The organism is Paenibacillus chondroitinus NBRC 15376 (assembly GCF_004000765.1).
Lineage (GTDB): Bacteria > Bacillota > Bacilli > Paenibacillales > NBRC-103111 > Paenibacillus_E > Paenibacillus_E chondroitinus.
In genome coordinates, this window is record NZ_BILW01000021.1 from 1 (window position 1) to 20,087 (window position 20,087).

Genomic DNA, 20,087 nt, shown 5'->3' on the forward strand with positions numbered 1-20,087 from the left:
CTCTCTGTTGATGATGTAGGTTTTCAGGAAAATAGAGGATCGTAGTTCCTTCCATTTTCTAATTCACCTATTTCTGCGAGTTCGAGATCACAGACCTGACAGCCTTCCCGATTTCCTCATAACTTGTACAGCGGCAAATATTGGATTGCAGCCATCTACGCATCACGTCTTCACTCGCGTTGGGGCATTGCTGGCTCAAAGCATGTGCGACCATAATGTAACCCGGTGTGCAGAATCCGCACTGAAAAGCAAAATGTTCGACGAAAGCCCTTTGCATAGGTGTATCTCCGCCTAACCCTTCAATCGTCGTGATGCTGGATCCCGGAGCTTCAATGGCCAGCATCAGGCACGATTTGATAGGGACCCCATTCACATTCACCGTACATGCTCCGCAATCGCCATTTTCACAACCCTCTTTTGCTCCAGTTAGCCCCAATTGCTCCCGCAGCACTCGCAATAGCGTATCCGCGGATCGAATAACAGCGTGATGCCGCTTATCGTTGACAACGAGTTCAACCTCACTTTTGAACGTCCCGCTCATCCTCATCGCCTCCCCTGTTCCATGGCTGCCATAGCATCCAATAGTGTGTTGCGAAGCAAGAATGTCCGATAAGCAGATGTGCTGAGAATGTCATTCAGAATCGGTACAGGCCAGCATTGAATGGCGTTATCTACGCGAGTTTCCAAAGAAAGTGAGGAATCGTTTAAAATTTCTTCGATTTTCTTTGATCGAAAAGGTATCGAGCTGACTCCACTGAAAGCAATACGAATCCTTTCTCCTGTATGAAGTCCAGCTATGCGGACGATTGGATAATCGATTCGTTCCAATTTGGTCTTCTTTATCGTCACATAAGGTTTTTCCAAATAGTTGGCATCGGTTATAATTTGGACGAGAAGTTCACCCGGCTCCAATCGCGGCTCACCGTTCAAAATCTGGCGAATAGGGATTTGTCGGGCACCTTGGGGGCCAACCAGAACAACCTCGCTGTCCGTTAGAAGAAAGGGCAGAAGCCCCTCCCGATAAATGAACTTTCCACATAGGAGGCCGCCGATTGTAATTTTATTGCGAATCGTATGATCGGCGATGTCTCGAACGGTATCCGCAAGTAATGGAAACAAAGGCGATTCCACAAGCTCATTAAGTGTAGTTGCTGCGCCAACGACAAGTTGATTATGTTGAAAATGAAATACGCGGCATTCGGGAATCCCTTTCATATCAATCACCGCACCTGTGCGGAGCTGATCCATGCGCGCCATGGAAATAATTTCAGTCCCACCGGCATAATACAAGGGCGCTTTACCGCTTGCTTCCATGTTCTGATAGATTGATACTGCTTCATCAAAGGTAGACGGCTTATAATATTCAAAGTCAAATGATATCATTGGCTCCTCCCCATCGATTGCCAGATTACCTCTGGAGTCAAAGGCAGTACGTTCAATTCAATACCGGCTGCAAGCGATAAGGCGTTTGCCAGAGCAGGAGCCATCCCGATTGTTCCATGCTCTCCAACGCCGCGGGCGCCAAAGGGACCTTCTGTAAACGGCGTCTCCACAAATTCCACCAAATACTCCGGATGATCCCCGAACCGGGTCAATTTATAAGACCGCAGCTGCGGATTAAGCACTTGCCCCGCCTGATTAAACAGAAATCCTTCACGCGTGGCAAAGCTGAGCCCCATGTTCATTCCGCCTACCACCTGCCCGCGTGCGGTGGCTTCATTAAGCACTTTACCCGCGTCAAAAACAGATGCCGCCCGAAGAACTCGGTATGTACATTCGCGAGTATCAAATTCAACCTCAACGGCTTGTGCGCCAACGGTCCATTGCTGGCTTGGGATGCCTTTCCCTGTTTCGGGATCAAGCCTTGTAATATCATGGACACGGTATCTGCCACGGCCGATAACCGGTTTGCCCGAAGCACTGCCATTCGGATATTCGTAGCCGCTAACCACTTCACTGACTTTAAGACTGATGATCGGATCGTCTTTGACATAAATCATGCCTCGGCCGACTGCAAGATCCTGGGGCAGTACTTGCAGAACGATTGATGCATTAGCTTTCAGCTGGGAGATTACATCTTCAGCTGCATCCTGAACGGCACGACCGACCATCATCGTACTGCTGCTCGACACTGTTTTCCAATGCTCAGGTGTGATTTGGGTATCTATGTCCATTTTGACATGAACATCCTTCACATCCATATCCAGCTCTTCGGCCAGGATCTGCGCCATGACGGTACGGTTCCCTTGGCCTATCTCGATCGAACCTACGCTGAGATTCGCGCTGCCGTCGTGATTGAATGTGATCGTAGCCCCGCTACCGGTATCGATGCCAGAGCCCGAGGCTTTCCACACACAGGCCATCCCTTTGACCCTGACTTTATCACGGTCAACCTTCGTCCATTGACCCTGATCCCATTCAATAAGCGTTCTCAACTTGTTAATGCATACCGGTAGATCCCCCACCGAGCTTCTTGTAAGCGGAGTTTGCGTTGGTGTCGTATCGCCTGGCTGGATCGCATTGCGAAACCGCAAATCCAAAGGATCCATCCCGAGCTTCTTCGCAAGCATATCCATCGTACGCTCCATACAATAAAGGGCTTCCGTATGCCCAAATCCCCGAAATGCCGTAGCATAAGGATGATTCGTGTAGACACACAGAGAGTCGCACCACACGTTTTCTACGCGATAAGGCCCCGTGCAGTCGATTGCTCCGGCTACGGTCACCGTTGCTCCCTCGTCTGTATAACCACCTGTATCAAATAAAAACGTAATTTCGGCTGCGGTTAATCTGCCGCCTCGGGTAGCGCCAAGCTTCACTTTCGCTTCCAGACCAATGTGACAAGGGGAACTGACCATATCCGTTTCCCTGGAATTATTGATTTTGACGGGACGGCCGCCGCAAGCTTTGGATGCGAGATAGGCCATGTATTCTAATTGAATGGAGCCCTTGCCGCCAAATCCTCCGCCTACAAAAGGCACATGCACGATCACCTTGGACTGCTCCACTTGAAAAAAGCGCTCAAAGGCACGTTTTATCATAAAAGGATCTTGCGTCGATGTTTGAATGTTGATTAAACCGCTTGGCTTTGCTTCAACGATGGCACAACGCGGTTCCATCGCGCAATGATCGGACGAATTGAACGCATATGTCCCTTCCACGGTCGTTTCACTTGCTGCCCAGCCTGAGGCCATGTCACCTTTTCTGATTTTGACTAAATTGCCGATGTTGGTTCCTGGAACGGGATACACATCACCGAACTTTTGATAATTGCCCAAATCTTCATGTATTAATGAAGCATTCTGTTGTAAGGCAACACTGGGTGAATGAACAACAGGCAGCTGTTCGTATTTCACTCGTATACAGGCTGCCGCGCGTTTGGCAATCTGCTCCGTTTCCGCCACAACGACGGCAATCGGCTCGCCGTAATACCTCACTTTCTTCCAGGCGAGCGGCGGGCGGTCTGCTAGAAGAGTACCTGTTAGGACGGGGGAGTCCTCTCCCCGCACGACGGCATGCACTCCGCTCACTGCTATCGCATCCGTAATATCAATCGATAATATTAACGCATGCGAATAGGCGCTGGTCACAAGCCAACCATGCAGCATACCTGGAGATTGTGTATCGTTCGTATATGTAGCGAAACCGGTTACTTTATCCCGGGATTCAAGTCTTGGGATGCCCTTTCCTATTACGCTCAACTTCAACCACTCCTAATCTATTACGACATACATGATGGATGACAAAGCTGGTGTTTTCTATCATCTTATCAAGATTCAACTTGTCCTATTCCGGTCCCAGAAAGTCGTACGGGAACGCGTGAAAAAATAATCATTCAATCATTATAAAAAGGACTGCTCCTAGTAGAAAACCTACTATTGAGCAGTCCTTTTTTTGTTTTAAGTTTTTCGAACCGAACTTTCTTCATCAAGTGGCAGATATACATGTACGGTGGTTCCTTGTTCAACTTCACTTTCGATCTTAAGGCATCCACGGTGAGCTTCGATGATTTTATGACAAACCATTAAACCTAAGCCCGTCCCTTTCTCTTTGGTTGTGTAGAAAGGTTCGCCTAGTGCCGCCAATCTCTCCTCCGAGATGCCGCAGCCATCGTCAATGAAACGAATCTGAACGTTGTCGTCATCCGACTTCAACTCGATAATGACATTTCCTCCGTCTGGCATGGCTTCGATCGCATTTTTAAGAATATTAATGAAGACCTGTTTCAATTGATTTTCCTCGCATTTGATGAAAGGAATTTCGGTCAAGATCTCTGTATGAATTTGCACATTATTAAGAATAGCTTGGGTCTGCAACAGGGAGATGACATCTTGCAAGATCTTTCCGACATCTCTCATTTCAAAATTAATCACCTGAGGTTTCGCAATCACCATAAACTCGCTCACGATATCGTTAATTCGGTCCAATTCCGATAACATGATTTGAAAATAATACGGATAATTTTCTACTTTCGACTGTAGAAGCTGTACAAAACCTCTCAGCGAAGTCAATGGATTTCGAATCTCATGGGCGACCCCTGCCGCGAGCTGCCCAACGATGGACAGCTTTTCTGATTTGAGCAGCAGCTCTTCCGTCCGTTTACGTTCTGTAATATCTTTGGCTATGCCGTAGACGCCGTCAATTTTATCATTAATATAAATAGGAACCATTTTCAAATTTAATTCGATTTGATTTCCTTCTTTATGCATAAGTGTTATTTCCGTATTGTTGGATTCGCCCTGCATCGCCTTTACAAACAGCTGGCATGCCTTCTCTTGGTCACTGGGAACATGAAAGGGCTGAAACGTGTGTTGTGTGCACTCTTCTTCTGTATAACCGGTAATTTTCTCAGTAGCCGCATTAACGGACAGCACATTCCCCTTTAAATCCATCGTGAAAATCGCATCGGGATTGTGCTCGACAAGCGATTTATAGCTCTGTTCCCGCATTTCCAGCATACATTGCGCCCGTTTATGCTCCGTGATGTCTCGGCATAACAACTGCACAGCAGGCTCGCCAAGAAAGACGATCGGCACCTCTCTTACATCAACATCAATAACTTGCTGATCGAGTCTCAGAAACTTTTGATCCATCGGTTCCGTTGGCTGCTTGTCTTCGATAATTTGGCGGATCCGTTTCAGTGTAATCTCTACAAAATCGGGGTGCACAAATGTCATGACGGATTGTCCGATGAGCTCTTCAGGCGAATTGGCACCCAACACTCTGGCACCGGCAGGGTTAATGAAAATGATGATTCCATCGCTATGAACAACGATTGGCTCCGGCGAATGCTCTACCAGGACCCGGTACCGCTCCTCGCTCTCCAACAATGCCTTTTTCAACCGTTTTAAACAAAAATACAAAATAAATGCAGTAATCACGACATAAAAAAGACCTTTTGATGAATTTACGGAAATGACATCGGTCAAGTTCACACGATCAATGAATCGATCTGATAGAATAACCCACAAACTTCCAAACAAGACATAAAGCAAGGTCACTTTCAAAGAGCTTTTTACCCTTACTACTGACTTCTTGTGCATATCGATCTACTCTTCCTTAACCCTGCAATTTTATAAGATAGCGGTGTAATTTGCTTTATGATTATATCATTTATTCTTCAAAATACTTATTGGATCTTTCTCCCATTCCTTCCTATTTCCACGCACTAGTTCTATTGGACGAACATATACTAGAATAAGACAGCTAGAGAGGAGGTATTCACGATGAAAAAAACGGATTCCTATCGAATTTGTAAAAAGTACCTCAATCGCGAAGTGATGATCAAAACAACTCACGGCACTTACAAAGGTACCATTGTCAAAGTGGACAATAATAAAGTCTATCTGAAGCCGTCCCGAAACGGGAACAAGGCGCAAATTTCATTTCTGCCGTTCATTTTACCGCTCGTCCTATTTGATCTTTTGGCGATTGCCTTACTGGATACTAGACCATTTTTCCCTTTCCGTCCTTGCTAATGATCAATGGAAAACCCTCATCTCCTTAGATGAGGGTTTTTCTGCATGAAATTTCATCCTACTTAATAGTTTGAATCAAAGGAGGTGTGTTTGAACATGGAGCCAACACGATCATGTCGACTCATTCGTTCATCTCGCACATACCATGGCAAACAAGGCTTCGACTATGCGGAGGCCATATCCAAGGAAAGCGTTGACTCGCAAGGCATATGCATGCATCTGCTGACGATTCCCCCCGGCAAGCGAGCAAAAGCCCACTTGCATGAACAACATGAAACAGCCATCTACATGCTGCAAGGGAAATCGGCCATGTGGTACGGCGAGAAACTCGACCAGCATATGGAGGTAGAGGAAGGCGATTTTCTGTACATCCCTGCCGGGATGCCTCATATGCCCTATAACCCTAGCGAAAGCGAGTCCTGCACCGCCCTGCTGGCAAGAACGGATCCAAATGAACAGGAAAGTGTTCGTTTGCTCCCAGAGCTTGAAACGCTATGGCAGAAGCAGCGCACACCCGCCGATTAACCGTAAAACAGGCAGCTGACCCAATGAAGGTGAGCTGCCTGATCTTCTTACTTATAGAGCAATAAGCTGTTTTTTCGCGTGCTCCAAGAAAGCTGCGGCGTCATCCCATGACGGAAATCCCGCTTGGGCGATTTTGTCGCTCCCGCCGCCTTTGCCTTGGTAGGCAGCCAAATTCGCTTTGAAGAATGCGCCGCAGGATAACGATGCACTATTATTCGCTAAAACAACTTTGTTCTCAGCAAGGGTGGCAAGTAGTACGGGGCAATCGCTCTGAACCACCAGCTTGCCAGCGAGGTTTTGCAAGTCTTTCAAGGACTTGTTTTCGAACACGCGGGCAATCAAGTTCCCTTCTCGTTGGGCGAGAAGCTCACCTGCTACATAGGTGTCGTTCTCTTCTTTTAACTGCGCTAATTCTGCTTGCAGTTGTTTCGTCTCGAACTCCCATTTCTCCAAGCGATCGACAATTTCGTCTTTACCGGTGTTGAATTTGATGGATAATGCCCCCAAAATCCTCAGGCTATCATTAAACTCCTGGAGCGCACGATATCCGCATTTAAAATAAATCCGCGTATTCCCCTTCTGCTTCTCCGCTTTCAGCAGCTTGATCATCCCGATTTCGCCCGTTGACGAAACATGTGTGCCTCCGCACGCGTTATACTCCACACCTTGAATTTCGACAATGCGGATATTTTCCGTCACCTTGGGTTGTTTCACCAGCGGCAGCTTGGCCAATTCCTCTTCCGTAACGAAATAACTGGTGACTGTTCGGTTCTTATAGATCTGCTCATTCACTTCTTTTTCAATAGCCGCCAACTGGTCAGGAGAGAGTTCCGGCTGTTCCACATCAATGGTGGCATAATCCGTGCCCAAGTGAAAAGAGACGGTCATTGCCTGGTAGAGATCACGGCATACTGCTGATAACAAATGTTGGCCGCTATGCTGCTGCATATGATCGAACCTTCGCTGCCAATTCACCTCGCAGGACACAGTGCCCTCTCCAGGGAGACTCGCCACTTTATGCAGCACGTTCTCCTCTTCACTGATGACATCCAATACAGGCACGCCGTTGATATGCCCTTCATCGCAAGGCTGTCCACCCCCATGTGGATAAAAAGCTGTCTCCTCCAGAAGGACATAAACCCCGTCTTCTCTCTCTATCACGCGGCTGATCGTTGTTTGCCATTCTCGGATATAAGCAGAATCGTAGTACAGCTTATTAGACATGTGAATCTTCCTTTCTTATTTCGGCTAGATCAAGTTCCGGGAAGACATGGTGTTCCATGACAACATAATCTTTTCCGCCTTTTGTAAATTGCTTATCTGTTACGGCCAATCCGAATTTTTCATAAAATGAGACCTTGTTGCTCCTTGCATTGCAAAAAATGCGCTTCACACCTGCCTGCTTAGCTTCCGTAAGCATGTGGCGAAGCAGATGGCTGCCGTAGCCTTTGCCTTGATCGGATACCTTGGTGGCAAATTTTCGAAATTGAGCTTCTTCTCCCCGGATAAATAGCGATACGACAGAAAGAAGCGCGTCCCCTTCAAAAAGTCCGTAGTGTACGCCTTCATCGTCATCCGAAAGTTGAACATAAGCCAGCTCTCGCTCCGGCCACATCACTTCATGCCGCAGCTGCCAGGCCTGCTCTTTTTGAATGCGTCTAATCTCCATTTCATCATCTCCAAAGCCGAGTTAACGCTTACTGCGCTGGAAAGCATACTTGTCCACGATCCATGCAGCAGCAATGCCTATCACATATCGAGCTAAATCAATTGCCAAAAATCCTCTGCCAAGGATCAGCGAGCCAACGACTGTGCTTCTAACCGCTACAATCCATTCCGCTTGGTATAACTGACTGAATTCAATGCCAAAGCAGAAGATGGCGCTCCATCCTGCTGCCCAAGCTAACGATCTTTTGGTGCAAATAAACCGAAACCCAAAGTAAATCATGCTCGCCCAAAGAATGTCTCCCGCGTTTACAGTGATTATATCAGGAAGTACATTCGGGAACCTTCTTGAGCTTAACCCTAAGACGATCGTCACGATGATGGCTGCAGTATATTTTAGCATGATTTCCCCTTTCCTTCGAATATGGACTTAATTAAAGTGTAGAACTTTATCTACATGGGAAATCTACCTTGTGGGGATACAGCATAAAGCTCACAACTAGGTTAACTAAAGGAGATTACTTCATGACCGACATAAATGAAAAACAGAAGATTGTCTCAAGTGTTCCACAACACGGTTTCCTCGGTCACCCGAAAGGGTTATTCACACTCTTTTTCACAGAATTTTGGGAACGTTTTTCTTATTACGGCATGCGCGCAATTCTTGTTTTTTATATGTATTATGAAGTTTCCAAAGGCGGATTGGGCATAGCCGAAAATACCGCTCTTGCCATTATGTCGATTTACGGCTCGCTTGTCTATATGTCCGGCATTATTGGCGGGTGGTTGTCTGATCGGATATTTGGAAATTCAAAAGCTGTGCTATATGGCGGCATATTCATAATGCTAGGCCATATTGTATTAGCTATACCAGGAAGTGTCGCGTTATTTTTTGTTTCTATGGTGCTGATTGTGTTAGGGACAGGCATGCTAAAACCAAACGTATCCAGCATTGTAGGAGAAATCTATAGTGAAGAGGACGCCCGCCGCGATGCAGGATTCAGCATTTTCTACATGGGTATCAATCTCGGAGGCTTCATTGCCCCATTGATCGTCGGTACGATAGGGATGAATGTTAATTTCCACTTGGGCTTCGGATTAGCGGCAATCGGCATGTTTCTTGGGTTAGCTGTGTTCCTGTTTACGAAGAAAAAAAACTTGGGACTCGCAGGTACATTTGTCGTAAACCCGCTTTCGCCATTGGAAAAAACAAAGGTCATGACATGGATTGGGCTAGGTGCCGTAATCATCATCGTATTACTTGTCATAACGATTCCTGCGGGATACCTGACTTTTCAGACTTTTAGCGCCATCGTTGGCCTGCTGGGTATCCTGATTCCAACCATTTACTTCATTGTCATGTATAGAAGCCCTAAGACCACAAGCATCGAGCGCTCCAGAGTTCTCGCCTATATCCCGCTTTTTATTGCGTCTGTCATGTTCTGGGCCATTGAGGAGCAGGGATCAACAATTCTCGCCAATTATGCAGACCGGCGGACACAGCTTGATTTTGCAGGCATACATATCTCTCCAGCATGGTTCCAATCCTTGAATCCGTTATTTATTATCGTATTTGCGCCGATTTTTGCTTGGATTTGGGTCAAGCTCGGAGACCGGCAGCCTTCCATTCCCACCAAGTTTTCATTAGGTTTGCTGCTGGCCGGCGTATCCTTTCTCGTTATCCTCCTGCCCGCTTATTTCGGCGGCAATGAATCGCTCGTTAATCCGTTATGGCTTGTGCTCAGCTATTTCATTGTCGTGCTCGGTGAATTATGCTTGTCTCCAGTCGGGCTCTCAGCAACGACCAAGTTAGCGCCTGCGGCCTTTTTAGCCCAGACCATGAGTTTGTGGTTCTTGTCAAATGCTGCTGCCCAAGCCATCAACGCGCAGATCGTGAAGTTTTACTCGCCTGACTCGGAAATGCTGTATTTCGGTGTTATCGGCGTGATTGCTTTGGTCCTAAGTGTCATTCTCTTTCTAATGACTCCAAAAATTCAAGGCCTTATGAAAGGCGTCCGCTGAAAAGAAAAGAACCTCCACTCCCACGTAATTAGTGGAATGTGGAGGCTTTTTTGCATAAACTAATTTATGGTTTCTAACCATGATCATGAACATTAACGTGCTTTTCTTTTTCTGCGATGAAAAACAAACCAAGCGATTCCAATGATCCCAGCAAGCAGCACAGCGCTAAAAAAAAGAATGTAGCTCAAATGAAATAAACGAATGGGAATCCCTCCTGTTTAAATGATGGCTTGTTCAGGAAAGCCGTGCGACGCGATGGAAATAATGCGCCACGAGTCCTCACCGCTCACGAAATCGAATTCGTTATACGCAGAATCTTCGTGACGATCACAAGCATGCAGCGCGTACTCGTCGTTGCCGATCCGAAATGTTGCAGATTCCTCACAATACGAACAAATTGCTGATTGACTCTTTTCTACTTTCAACCTTTTCACCCACCGTACAATCATGTCATTACTAACCAGAATGCCACTTTTTTAGCATTTCCATACCTCAGGCATGAAACTTGTCCCAGGCACATAAAATAAAATAAAGAATAAAGCGTTTTCAAAAGGAGTTGATGTTCATGTTCGATCCGCGAGAATGGACTAAACAACTGAAATCGATCCATGGCATTGTTAGAATCATTTATGTCAACGAATATACCGGATTAGCCAAACTTCGTTGTACCTTCACCAAAGAGCAGCAGAAAGCACTGGAACGTGAGGACAAAAAACTATCTCATACGTAAATAGAGCTGTTTAAAAGGAACGCTGGATAGCGTTCCTTTTTTTGTGTGCTATAAACGAAAAGTCCTGACTAGGCGAGGCGAACACCTTCATGTATTGTGAAATAACGCCGATTACTCCAGCTATTTCCCTCCTCTGAGCCACGTTTAAACAGCAATCCCTAACTCCGTAGTCTCGTGATACATCTTGAGATGAGGATCGTTCAGCAATTCCAGTTTAGGCGGCTTGTTCTCCAAAATGTGAATCGATTCATACTGCATATCCATCAAAAAGTCGTAGTCGTTCTCGTCCATTTTTCTAAAAGACAGCATCCTATCCCCACATCCTCATACCCTAAATTCTACTCATCAACTGCTTTACTTTAGAATCGGAGTCCGACCCCGGCGACGCCGTATACACGCTGCATCTTAAATCCGCTCGGCCCTGCACCTGCAATGTCGTCAAATCAAATAAAAGCTTCCCTGCCTTCGCATGACGAAACTCAATGAACACTTCCGGAGCGCTGCTCACATCGCTCTGATTCCAGAATGTCCGAAAATCCTGATTCTCTCCGCTAATGCGCTCAATAAACTCGCTATACCAATTATCACCCAGATATTGTCCATAATAGGAGCGGAACATCGCCAAAAAGCCCATCGCAAACTCACGCCAGTTCACAGCCAATGCTTTTAATTCTTTTCTCGTAAAAAGCAGCCAAATCAGATTCCGCTCTTCCAACGGAACCAGTGCAAAATCCAGGAATACTGCCGCGGCCGCTTGATTCCAACCGACGATATTACATCTGCGATCCGAAATAATGGTGGGACAATCATGAAGCTCCTCCAAAATTCGATTCAAAGCAGGCGATATTGTCGGTGCCTGATCAACAATGGTCGTTGGCGCTGGCTGCTCAAGAGCCAGCATGAACAAATATTGACGCTCATCCTGGTTGAGCTGTAAAGCAAAGGCGATTCGGTCCAGCACCTGCACCGACATTTTGATTTCTCTCCCCTGCTCTAACCAGGTATACCAGGTTGTGCTTACGCCTGCGATTGTCGCTACTTCTTCCCTGCGGAGGCCGGGCGTGCGTCTCCGGCTGCCGCCAAGAAGCCCCGCATCACTAGGTTTAAGCCTTGCCCGGTGAGTGGTTAAGAACGCAGAAAGAGCTTGCAGCCGTTCCTTCGTATTCACATCATTTTCCCCCTTCACATCTCATCATAGAAGTCATTATACCAGTATAAACGATAACTTGTAATAGGATAACAAGTGTGACATGCTATTGATATCAGGTACTAAGAGCAAGTTATGAAAAATACCAAGGAGGCGTTATCTATGAAGCGTGTAGTTGTGACAGGGATGGGCGTAATTACGCCAATTGGCAATCAAGTCGAACGTTTTTGGCAAAATCTCATCAATGGAACATCAGGTATTTCTACAATCGATCACATGGATGTATCCGAATATAAAACCACTATCGCAGGGATCGTGCGAGATTTCGATGCGGAAGCAGCCGTCGGTCGACGGGAAGTCCGCCGTATGGATCGCTATACACAATTTGCTATTGCCGCAGCCAAGCAAGCCGTGGAGGATGCGAACCTTACCATTGATGCGACGAATGAGGAACGCGTCGGCGTCTACATTGGTTCTGGTATTGGAGGGATTCATACCATTCTGGACAATTACCGGACTCTGCTGTCCCGCGGTCCAGGCCGCGTCAGCCCGACCGTCGTGCCGATGATGATCGCCAATATGGCAGCGGCGCAAGTCAGCATCTTGTTCGGCGCCAAAGGCCCTACCCTTGCGCCGGTAACAGCCTGCGCCACGGGCAACAATGCCATTGGCGAAGCCTTTAAGCTGATCCAGCGCGGAGGCGCAGACGCCGTCATTGCCGGAGGCGCCGAAGCGACGATCGCCGATCTCGCGCTGGCGGGTTTCGGCAACGCGACAGCCTTGTCGACGCGTAACGATGCGCCGACGCAGGCGAGCCGCCCGTTCGATGCGCAGCGCGACGGATTCGTCGCCGCCGAAGGCGCCGGCGTGCTTGTGCTGGAGTCGCTCGAGCATGCCGAGCGCCGCGGTGCCCGCATCCATGCCGAGATCATCGGCTATGGCTCGACTTCGGACGCCTACCACATCGTGGCGACCGATCCTGAAGGCGCGGGTGCCTACCGGGCCATGCGCGATGCGCTGGCCGATGCCGGCCTGGCGCCCGAGGAGCTCGACACCATCAACGCGCACGCGACAAGCACGCCTGCCGGTGATTTGTCGGAGACGCGCGCCATCAAGCGGCTTCTTGGCAGCCGCGCGTACGACGTTCCTATCAGCGCGAACAAGTCCATGATTGGGCACATGCTTGGCGCAGCCGGTGGTGTAGAAGCTGTCGCGTTGATCAAAACCTTGCAGGACGGGATCATTCCTCCTACCATTAACTTGGAGAATCCAGATCCAGAGTGCGATCTCGATTATGTACCACTCGTAGCCAGAAAGGCGGAGCTCAATTACGGGTTATCCAGTTCCTTCGGGTTTGGCGGCCATAATGCCGTGCTGGTTTTCAAGAAAACGACTGTCTAATTAATCCAATAAAAAAACCTAATCCGTACAGCCGCTACTGCGTGGGTTAGGTTTTTTGCTTTTACTTTTTTAGTATCAGAAGACGGTCATCGCTCGCCGAAGGACTTCCTCTACCATCCGTGTTGTTAGTCAGCACATAAATATCCCCATTATGCAGCCTTACGTCACGCAGTCTCCCTTCACCCTCCAATACGGCAGCCATTTGCTTGGTGTCAGGGTTGAACCTGTATAACTTCTTCCCGACTAAAGTTGCGATCAAAATTTGTCCGTCTGCATCTATGTCAATCCCCGATGGTGCAATGGCGGTATCTCCCGTTTGGTACAGCGGAGTTACCATCCCTTCCTTTTTCTCATTTCCGATCATAACCGGCCACCCGTAATTGTTGCCTTTTTCAATGAGATTGATTTCATCATGCCCGCCAGGATTTCCTGAAGGACCATGTTCAGAGCTAAACATGCGCCCCTGCTTGTCCCACGCAATCCCTTGTGAATTTCGGTGCCCATATGAATAAACATAAGACTTGGTAAATGGATTATCAGATGGGACTTTGCCATCCAATGTCATGCGCAATATTTTGCCCGCTGAGCTATTCAAGTCTTGTGCAAGCTTGTCTACTCCCGAGTCACCAGTTGTCATATACAACATATTATCAGGGCCGATCGCAAGTCTGCCCCCATTATGAATCTGACCGCCAGGAATGCCTTCGAGGAATGATTTGATTTCCTTCCATTCGCCATTTATCTCCTGCAGAACGATGACTCGATTGAAAATCTTGCCGCCTTCCTCATAGGTATGATAAGCATAGGCTTGGCGCGATTTTTGAAAATCAGGAGCCAGTTGAATCCCGAGAAACCCACCTTCTCCTTGTACCTTCAGGGGTTTGTTAAGCTTCACCTTTTGACGTGACACAGAGCCATTACTTATTTTGACAATACTTCCTTCACGCTCGCTCACATAGACGGTTTCCTCATCGAACTGAATCGACCACGGTGTTCGCAGCTTTTCAGCGAGGATCGTGTAGGCATTGCCTGCCTTTGTCTGGCTCTCAACCGTTTTCGACTTCGTCGTTGAACTGAGTTTGTCCGAGCAAGCTGAGCTTAGCAAGATTACCGCCATCCCAACAATCCCTATTCCCACCAATCTAATCACACACGAGCCCCCTTATTCCTTAGTGAAAATAATCCTTTGACGAAAAAGACCATACTTATCAGCCACAGCATCCCAATCATTGCGATCATGAGAGAATTATAAATAGAACTGGTAAATGCTCTAGTTTCAAGTAACCGTATCCACCAAAGAGCACCAATGGAGAACAAGACCAGATGGATCAAAAACCACCCGTACCCCATCCTCTTGAATTTCAGCATTAAGAAAAGGACGACAGCCATCACCGGCAGCATAACGATCAGGAAACCCGCTCTCAAGTACACGATGACCTCTTCTTCCATAAACATAAACGCTCTTCCCTCCTCAATGCCTGAGAAATAATTCCAATTATATCGACATCGAGAAGAGATGTACAGTTTACATAATCCCCCCTGCTGTTATGAAAATAGGGCTACCCAAAAGGCCTTTTCAGTCCTCTCGAGTAAGCCCTATCGCTTCCCATAAATACTTATCAATCTGTCTTACTTTTTCTGATTTTTTGTGAAGTCCCAACCGCCTGTCACTGTACTTGTTGTCTTACCATCAGGACCAACAATATTGTATTTAAAAGTAATGGCTCCATACGTGAGTTCAATGCTCTCATGCGTATCATATAGGCTAAAATTGCTGACGAGGACTTTTTCCAAATCAATAACGAGGCTAACTTGCCGTTCATTGCCCGTGTTTTTTACGAAAACAATTTGACCCTTCTCAATTGCTTTTCCCGTCGTTGTATTTAAAAATAAGGGAATCGAGGCGGAATCAAAGTTTTTATTGATCGATATGGGCTGAGCAGTAGCTTTGCCTGCGGCAGATCCGCTTCCGACAGCCACCGTCGCCTTATTTGTCACTTCGAACGAGAAATCATTAAGCTGAATCCACTTCTCATACCCTCTTGTGATCGAATCCCCGTTAATGCCATCCAGTTTCAAAAAAATGTCATAATCATCACTTGCAGCCGCTGCCGGAACTACGCTGAACGCGAGCACCAACACGCTAAGAATTAAGAAGATAAAAGCCTGTTTACGGAACTTGCTCAACCCCATCACTCCTCATCGGTTATGTTACAAAATGTAACCATCGACCTAATTATATAGGAGCAAGTGACTTTCTATTCCGCAAATCTTTGTCCACATAAGAAAAATGCCGCGGTGCCGTCTACACTGCTTTACACCAATCCAAATTCCTTGCCAACCTTCTGCAGGCTGTTCAAAGCAAACGCCAAATCCTCTTTCGTATGCTGTGCCGTCACAATCAAACGTACACGCCCTTTGTCCATGGCAACAGTCGGGTAAACGATCCCTTGCGCGAATACGCCTTCTTCCAGCAAGCGATCCGAGAATGACATCGTTTGTGCAGGATCTCCGATAATGATGGGGATAATCGGCGTTTCACTTGCTCCGGTGTCGAAGCCTAAACGCTGCAATTCACTGCGGAATCCATTGGCGTTCGCCCATAATTGGGTTACCAAGTCCTCGCTCTCGCGCAGCACCTGAATCGCTGCCAAGCAAGTCGCTGCTACCGCTGGCGTCTGCGAAGTGCTGAACAGGAACGGTCTTGCCGTATGAATCAAGTGTTCCTTCAACAATTGCGCACCGGCTACATACCCGCCAACAGCGCCAATCGCTTTGGACAGTGTCCCGATCTGAATGTGAACACGTCCATGAAGCCCGAAATGATCGGTTGAGCCTTTGCCGTTTTTCCCTAATACGCCGCTCGCATGGGCATCATCGACATACACAATGGCATCATAGGCTTCAGCCAATTGAACAATTTCAGGCAGCGGCGCGATATCGCCGTCCATACTAAATACGCCATCCGTTACCACAACACGCTTGCGATGCTTTTGCGTTTCTTTCAGTACGGCTTCAAGCTGATTCATATCTTTATGGGCGAAAATTTTACGGCTCGCCTTCGTCAAACGAATGCCATCAATGATACTGGCATGGTTCAATTCATCGCTGATGACGACGTCGTCTGCGCCAAGAATCGAAGACAATGCGCCTTGATTCGTTGTAAAACCCGATTGAAACACGAGCGCCGCTTCCGTGCCCTTAAAAGCAGCCAGCTCCAGTTCCAGCTGTTCGTGAATATCCAGCGTCCCTGTAATGGTGCGCACGGAGCCGCTGCCGACGCCGTATTTCTCAATGGCTGCAATCGCTGCTTGCTTCAATTTGGGATGATGGGTCAATCCCAAATAATTGTTGGAGGACATCTGGAGAATTTTGCGTCCGTTCAAATTCATCCATGTATCCGAACCGCTTTCCCATACTTTTATCGTGCGGTAACGTCCATCGCGCTTCCAGCCTTCAATATCTGCCGCCAAATCATTTAAGTAATTCATCTTTGCCCTCCCGAGCCTTTTTTAGTGAGTAAACACGATTTTTCCGCATTGTCCTTCATGCATCAATCGGAACGCTTCCTCGTACTGATCCAGCGTGAATCTGTGGGTGATGACGGATGCGAGATCAACCCGGTGTTGATTCAATAAACCCTTCATTTGGTACCAGGTTTGGTACATTTTACGGCCCGTGATGCCTTCTACCTTGAGGCCTTTGAAAATAATTTGATTCGTTACGTCCAAGCTGACTTCTTTTGTAGGGATTCCAAGCAAGGACACCCTGCCTGCATTGGCCGCAGCTTCAAACGCATCCGCAATCGCCACTGGGTTCCCGGACATTTCAAGCACAACTTCAACGCCCTCGCCATCCGTCAGCCTGCGCAGTTCTTCAGATGTACGCGCTTCCATCGCGTTTATCGTTACATCCGCTCCCATTTGAAAAGCCATCTTTAATCGGTTTGGATTAATATCTACCGCATAAATCGCTCCTGCTCCGCAAGCTTTGGCAACTTTGATGGCAAGCAAGCCAATCGGTCCTACACCGATAATCGCCACTGTTTTACCTACGATGTCTCCGGACAAAACGGTTTGCACCGCATTTCCCAGCGGATCTTGCAAACAAGCGATTTCAAAAGGCAGCTCAGGCGCATTATGAATAATATTACTCGCTTTCACAACCGCATATTCGGCAAAACATCCCGGCGCGGTAATCCCAAAGCTTTTCGTATTCGGACAAACATGCCCGTTTCCGGTTCGGCAAGCCTTGCAGGTGCCGCAAATCATATGTCCTTCTGCTGAAACATGATCTCCGATCTTAACGCCTCGTACGCGGTCCCCGATGTCAACGACGATGCCCGCAAACTCGTGACCGAACACATTCGGGGTCAGCACCGTTTTATCAGCCCAAGCATCCCAATTGTAAATGTGCAAATCCGTTCCGCAGATGGAAGTTGCCTTAATGTGAACGAGCACTTCATCGTCACCAATCGTGGGAACAGGAACTTCCTTTAGTGTAGCACCGGGTCCACGGTGTTCTTTAACCAACCCTATCATTGTTGCGCCCATCATTTTTCCCCCTAGGACAAATATGCAATATAATACACATACGTGCGTTTTATTGTCTATATATACCATAGTACACGAATGTATGTTATATTGTAAATAGGCTATTTTTACGGACACAAAATAAATAAAAGGAGTCACACTGATGCAGGAACCGATACACAAAATGGTGGGCAGAAAGCTACTGAACATAAGGAAAACAAGAGGTTTAAGCTTAGATCAAGTTGCAGAATTGACGGGAGTCAGCAAAGCTATGCTGGGGCAGATTGAACGAGGAGATTCTAACCCAACGATCTCTGTTTTGTGGAAAATTGTGAGCGGATTACAAATCTCTTTCACGAGCTTGATTGAGGATGACGAACCGAAGATTACGGTTGTTCGTTCCGAAGATCTTTCTTCCTTTGATGAGGAGGACGGCCAATATCGCGCCTATCCCCTTTTCCCTTTTCACCCGCAAAAAAGCTTCGAAATCTACACCGTCGAAATGGAGCAAGGCTGTACACATGCTTCTGAGCCGCATAACGAGGGTGTTGAAGAATACATTCTAATGGTCGAAGGAAAGCTGCAAATTTCCATTGCTCAGGAAAGCTACATTCTTCAACCTGGTGACGCGATCCATTTCACAGCAGATCGTCCGCACACGTATACGAATTTGTCTGATCGCAAAGCTGTATACAAGACGCTTATTTACTACCCGTCTTCTTAAAAAAACGCAAGCAGCCAGCCTCTCTGGTCGCTTGCGTTTTGTTTATACCGTAACGAGTCGATTATAAAACTCTTCAATCGCAATGGGCTTGCCGCAATTCAAGCGGGATTCCTCCGCTGCGAATGACATCAGATGGCTGCGCACGGAAACGGAAGCGGAAGAACTGCTTTCTCCCCCGTTATACGTTCTGACTTCGCTCAAAAAGCTGCGCACAATGCCCGCATCTCCGCCGTTATGCCCCTCTTCCGAGGCGTGCACACGCACGGTCGTTTTCTCATTCGTCACGAAATCATGAATGGTGAATTCATTCTCTTCCATATTGCCGCGAAGATCACCTTTTGTTCCCATGATTTGCAGAATGCGCGTGTTATCACGGGTAAATCCGCACATGCTGAACATCGCTGTCGCACCGCTCGCGAACTCCATATTAACGACTTGATGATCAACGACATTATTATCGCTGCGATACACACACTTCCCGTAAGGCGTCGTGCTCAACGCTTCAATGATACCTTCATTGCTCGTATCCGTTGTGAATTTACGCGCCCAACGGCGTCCTGCGCCCAAATAATATTTAGGTGCATAGTATTGGCAGCTCATTTCTGCCGGGCAGCCGTCCAAACATCGCGCAGGCGCACCTGCTGGCGCATTCTCTTCGTTGAAGTGCATCAACGAACCAAAGGAGCTGACACGCTCGCATGGCTCGCCCATGATGTAAGAGAGAATGTCCATGTCATGGCATGATTTGGCTAAAATCATAGGGGAAGACTTATCGGAATTATTCCAATTCCCGCGTACGAAACTGTGTGCCATATGCATGTTACCGACATTTTCATTCAACTGAATATTGACGATTTGTCCGATTTTACCTTCTGTAATCACTCGTTTCATGGCCGTCCAGAAAGCTGTATACCGCAAAACATGGCAAATGGTTAGCAGCCTGTTATGCTTTTTCGCCATAAGTTCCATCTCCACACACTCTTCCGGACTAGGAGACATCGGCTTCTCCAGCAAAACATGATAGCCAAGCTCCAATGCTTTCATTGTGGGATGATAGTGCATCTGATCCTGCGTACAAATGATGGCGATATCCGCCAGCTTGGGCTGTGCAAGCAGCTGCTCCCAATTCTCAACAGCGCGCTCCGGTGCAATTCCATGTGCGGAAGCAAAGATAGCGCGACGCTCCTCATTCGGTTCAGCGACTGCTACAATTTGTAATTCATGCGGGTAATTCCGTGCATATGGCGCGTAAGCTTGCGCCCCTCGATCACCTGCGCCGAGCAGGATTGCCGTTACTTTTTGCATCAAATACTCATCTCCTGTGACTTCGTTTATAACGATAATGATAACGATAGGCTAATAT

The 20,087-nt window shown here is 47.4% G+C and carries 22 protein-coding genes; 6 read left to right on the plus strand and 16 right to left on the minus strand.

The window, feature by feature from the left end:
• Positions 1-67: 67 nt before the first annotated feature.
• The 4 genes from PCH02S_RS21395 to PCH02S_RS21410 all read right to left on the minus strand — a co-directional run bounded on the left by PCH02S_RS21395 (position 68) and on the right by PCH02S_RS21410 (position 5,543).
• Positions 68-541 carry a (2Fe-2S)-binding protein gene (locus PCH02S_RS21395; RefSeq protein WP_127455990.1) on the minus strand — a complete coding sequence of 158 codons (474 nt, stop codon included), beginning with the start codon at positions 539-541 and terminating at the stop codon, positions 68-70.
• A gap of 2 nt (positions 542-543) precedes the next feature.
• Entirely contained in the window at positions 544-1,383 is an 840-nt protein-coding gene (locus tag PCH02S_RS21400) for an FAD binding domain-containing protein (protein WP_127455991.1), read from the minus strand.
• The gene (locus tag PCH02S_RS21405; protein WP_127455992.1) at positions 1,380-3,701 is read right to left on the minus strand and encodes a xanthine dehydrogenase family protein molybdopterin-binding subunit; all 2,322 of its coding nucleotides are present in this window, start codon (positions 3,699-3,701) and stop codon (positions 1,380-1,382) included. Before PCH02S_RS21405 ends, PCH02S_RS21400 begins: the two co-directional genes overlap by 4 nt.
• Positions 3,702-3,899: 198 nt before the next feature.
• On the minus strand, positions 3,900-5,543 hold the full coding sequence (locus PCH02S_RS21410) for a PAS domain-containing sensor histidine kinase (RefSeq protein WP_127455993.1): 1,644 nt from the start codon (positions 5,541-5,543) through the stop codon (positions 3,900-3,902).
• Positions 5,544-5,726: 183 nt separating this feature from the next.
• Between PCH02S_RS21410 and PCH02S_RS21415 the strand changes: the two genes are divergently transcribed.
• Positions 5,727-5,978, plus strand: coding sequence for a hypothetical protein (locus PCH02S_RS21415; protein WP_127455994.1), 252 nt, complete (start codon positions 5,727-5,729; stop codon positions 5,976-5,978).
• 96 nt (positions 5,979-6,074) lie between these two features.
• The gene (locus PCH02S_RS21420) at positions 6,075-6,503 is read left to right on the plus strand and encodes a cupin domain-containing protein (RefSeq protein ID WP_127455995.1); all 429 of its coding nucleotides are present in this window, start codon (positions 6,075-6,077) and stop codon (positions 6,501-6,503) included.
• Between the two features lie 51 nt (positions 6,504-6,554).
• Here the strand turns inward: PCH02S_RS21420 and PCH02S_RS21425 are convergent, their stop codons facing one another.
• The 3 genes from PCH02S_RS21425 to PCH02S_RS21435 are packed head-to-tail and all read right to left on the minus strand — an operon-like array spanning position 6,555 to position 8,571.
• On the minus strand, positions 6,555-7,727 hold the full coding sequence (locus PCH02S_RS21425) for an alanyl-tRNA editing protein (protein WP_127455996.1): 1,173 nt from the start codon (positions 7,725-7,727) through the stop codon (positions 6,555-6,557).
• On the minus strand, positions 7,720-8,172 hold the full coding sequence (locus tag PCH02S_RS21430; RefSeq protein WP_174806809.1) for a GNAT family N-acetyltransferase: 453 nt from the start codon (positions 8,170-8,172) through the stop codon (positions 7,720-7,722). The genes PCH02S_RS21425 and PCH02S_RS21430 overlap by 8 nt, the downstream gene beginning before the upstream one ends.
• Before the next feature lie 21 nt (positions 8,173-8,193).
• A complete protein-coding gene (locus PCH02S_RS21435) occupies positions 8,194-8,571 on the minus strand; it encodes a ribosomal maturation YjgA family protein (RefSeq protein ID WP_127455997.1) in 378 nt (125 codons plus the stop codon).
• Positions 8,572-8,693: 122 nt separating this feature from the next.
• On the opposite strand from PCH02S_RS21435, the gene PCH02S_RS21440 reads away from it, so the two are divergent.
• Positions 8,694-10,190, plus strand: a complete 1,497-nt coding sequence (locus tag PCH02S_RS21440; RefSeq protein WP_127455998.1) for a peptide MFS transporter — start codon at positions 8,694-8,696, stop codon at positions 10,188-10,190.
• 218 nt (positions 10,191-10,408) lie between these two features.
• Here the strand turns inward: PCH02S_RS21440 and PCH02S_RS21445 are convergent, their stop codons facing one another.
• Complete coding sequence (locus PCH02S_RS21445; protein WP_127455999.1) at positions 10,409-10,615, minus strand: hypothetical protein; 207 nt, start codon at positions 10,613-10,615, stop codon at positions 10,409-10,411.
• A gap of 140 nt (positions 10,616-10,755) precedes the next feature.
• On the opposite strand from PCH02S_RS21445, the gene PCH02S_RS35800 reads away from it, so the two are divergent.
• On the plus strand, positions 10,756-10,920 hold the full coding sequence (locus PCH02S_RS35800; RefSeq protein WP_164819664.1) for a hypothetical protein: 165 nt from the start codon (positions 10,756-10,758) through the stop codon (positions 10,918-10,920).
• Positions 10,921-11,064: 144 nt separating this feature from the next.
• Here the strand turns inward: PCH02S_RS35800 and PCH02S_RS35805 are convergent, their stop codons facing one another.
• Both PCH02S_RS35805 and PCH02S_RS21450 read right to left on the minus strand, forming a co-directional pair.
• On the minus strand, positions 11,065-11,229 hold the full coding sequence (locus PCH02S_RS35805; protein WP_164819665.1) for a hypothetical protein: 165 nt from the start codon (positions 11,227-11,229) through the stop codon (positions 11,065-11,067).
• A gap of 22 nt (positions 11,230-11,251) precedes the next feature.
• Positions 11,252-12,088, minus strand: coding sequence for a helix-turn-helix transcriptional regulator (locus PCH02S_RS21450; protein ID WP_127456000.1), 837 nt, complete (start codon positions 12,086-12,088; stop codon positions 11,252-11,254).
• Positions 12,089-12,229: 141 nt separating this feature from the next.
• Here PCH02S_RS21450 and fabF point away from each other — a divergent pair, with 141 nt between their 5' ends.
• Complete coding sequence (gene fabF / locus PCH02S_RS21455) at positions 12,230-13,468, plus strand: beta-ketoacyl-ACP synthase II (RefSeq protein WP_127456001.1); 1,239 nt, start codon at positions 12,230-12,232, stop codon at positions 13,466-13,468.
• 61 nt (positions 13,469-13,529) lie between these two features.
• Here the strand turns inward: fabF and PCH02S_RS21460 are convergent, their stop codons facing one another.
• The 5 genes from PCH02S_RS21460 to tdh all read right to left on the minus strand — a co-directional run bounded on the left by PCH02S_RS21460 (position 13,530) and on the right by tdh (position 18,021).
• The gene (locus tag PCH02S_RS21460; protein ID WP_246069195.1) at positions 13,530-14,618 is read right to left on the minus strand and encodes a PQQ-dependent sugar dehydrogenase; all 1,089 of its coding nucleotides are present in this window, start codon (positions 14,616-14,618) and stop codon (positions 13,530-13,532) included.
• Positions 14,615-14,923, minus strand: a complete 309-nt coding sequence (locus tag PCH02S_RS21465; RefSeq protein WP_127456002.1) for a hypothetical protein — start codon at positions 14,921-14,923, stop codon at positions 14,615-14,617. The genes PCH02S_RS21460 and PCH02S_RS21465 overlap by 4 nt, the downstream gene beginning before the upstream one ends.
• A gap of 174 nt (positions 14,924-15,097) precedes the next feature.
• Positions 15,098-15,655, minus strand: coding sequence for an Hcp family type VI secretion system effector (locus PCH02S_RS21470; RefSeq protein WP_164819666.1), 558 nt, complete (start codon positions 15,653-15,655; stop codon positions 15,098-15,100).
• 128 nt (positions 15,656-15,783) lie between these two features.
• On the minus strand, positions 15,784-16,959 hold the full coding sequence (locus tag PCH02S_RS21475; protein WP_127456004.1) for a glycine C-acetyltransferase: 1,176 nt from the start codon (positions 16,957-16,959) through the stop codon (positions 15,784-15,786).
• Between the two features lie 21 nt (positions 16,960-16,980).
• Positions 16,981-18,021: an L-threonine 3-dehydrogenase gene (gene tdh / locus PCH02S_RS21480; RefSeq protein WP_127456005.1), complete on the minus strand. Its 1,041-nt coding sequence runs from the start codon at positions 18,019-18,021 to the stop codon at positions 16,981-16,983.
• A gap of 142 nt (positions 18,022-18,163) precedes the next feature.
• Between tdh and PCH02S_RS21485 the strand changes: the two genes are divergently transcribed.
• Entirely contained in the window at positions 18,164-18,724 is a 561-nt protein-coding gene (locus PCH02S_RS21485) for a helix-turn-helix domain-containing protein (RefSeq protein WP_127456006.1), read from the plus strand.
• Between the two features lie 42 nt (positions 18,725-18,766).
• Here the strand turns inward: PCH02S_RS21485 and PCH02S_RS21490 are convergent, their stop codons facing one another.
• Complete coding sequence (locus PCH02S_RS21490; RefSeq protein WP_127456095.1) at positions 18,767-20,029, minus strand: Gfo/Idh/MocA family protein; 1,263 nt, start codon at positions 20,027-20,029, stop codon at positions 18,767-18,769.
• Positions 20,030-20,087 lie beyond the last annotated feature (58 nt).

What these genes read in the sequence shown, in the direction of transcription:
- PCH02S_RS21395 (WP_127455990.1), bottom strand. Translation starts at nt 541, where the DNA reads ATGAGCGGGACGTTCAAAAGTGAGGTTGAACTCGTTGTCAACGATAAG.
- PCH02S_RS21400 (WP_127455991.1), bottom strand. Translation starts at nt 1,383, where the DNA reads ATGATATCATTTGACTTTGAATATTATAAGCCGTCTACCTTTGATGAA.
- PCH02S_RS21410 (WP_127455993.1), bottom strand. Translation starts at nt 5,543, where the DNA reads ATGCACAAGAAGTCAGTAGTAAGGGTAAAAAGCTCTTTGAAAGTGACC.
- PCH02S_RS21415 (WP_127455994.1), top strand. Translation starts at nt 5,727, where the DNA reads ATGAAAAAAACGGATTCCTATCGAATTTGTAAAAAGTACCTCAATCGC.
- PCH02S_RS21420 (WP_127455995.1), top strand. Translation starts at nt 6,075, where the DNA reads ATGGAGCCAACACGATCATGTCGACTCATTCGTTCATCTCGCACATAC.
- PCH02S_RS21425 (WP_127455996.1), bottom strand. Translation starts at nt 7,727, where the DNA reads ATGTCTAATAAGCTGTACTACGATTCTGCTTATATCCGAGAATGGCAA.
- PCH02S_RS21430 (WP_174806809.1), bottom strand. Translation starts at nt 8,172, where the DNA reads ATGGAGATTAGACGCATTCAAAAAGAGCAGGCCTGGCAGCTGCGGCAT.
- PCH02S_RS21435 (WP_127455997.1), bottom strand. Translation starts at nt 8,571, where the DNA reads ATGCTAAAATATACTGCAGCCATCATCGTGACGATCGTCTTAGGGTTA.
- PCH02S_RS21440 (WP_127455998.1), top strand. Translation starts at nt 8,694, where the DNA reads ATGACCGACATAAATGAAAAACAGAAGATTGTCTCAAGTGTTCCACAA.
- PCH02S_RS35800 (WP_164819664.1), top strand. Translation starts at nt 10,756, where the DNA reads ATGTTCGATCCGCGAGAATGGACTAAACAACTGAAATCGATCCATGGC.
- PCH02S_RS35805 (WP_164819665.1), bottom strand. Translation starts at nt 11,229, where the DNA reads ATGCTGTCTTTTAGAAAAATGGACGAGAACGACTACGACTTTTTGATG.
- fabF (WP_127456001.1), top strand. Translation starts at nt 12,230, where the DNA reads ATGAAGCGTGTAGTTGTGACAGGGATGGGCGTAATTACGCCAATTGGC.
- PCH02S_RS21465 (WP_127456002.1), bottom strand. Translation starts at nt 14,923, where the DNA reads ATGTTTATGGAAGAAGAGGTCATCGTGTACTTGAGAGCGGGTTTCCTG.
- PCH02S_RS21475 (WP_127456004.1), bottom strand. Translation starts at nt 16,959, where the DNA reads ATGAATTACTTAAATGATTTGGCGGCAGATATTGAAGGCTGGAAGCGC.
- tdh (WP_127456005.1), bottom strand. Translation starts at nt 18,021, where the DNA reads ATGGGCGCAACAATGATAGGGTTGGTTAAAGAACACCGTGGACCCGGT.
- PCH02S_RS21485 (WP_127456006.1), top strand. Translation starts at nt 18,164, where the DNA reads ATGCAGGAACCGATACACAAAATGGTGGGCAGAAAGCTACTGAACATA.
- PCH02S_RS21490 (WP_127456095.1), bottom strand. Translation starts at nt 20,029, where the DNA reads ATGCAAAAAGTAACGGCAATCCTGCTCGGCGCAGGTGATCGAGGGGCG.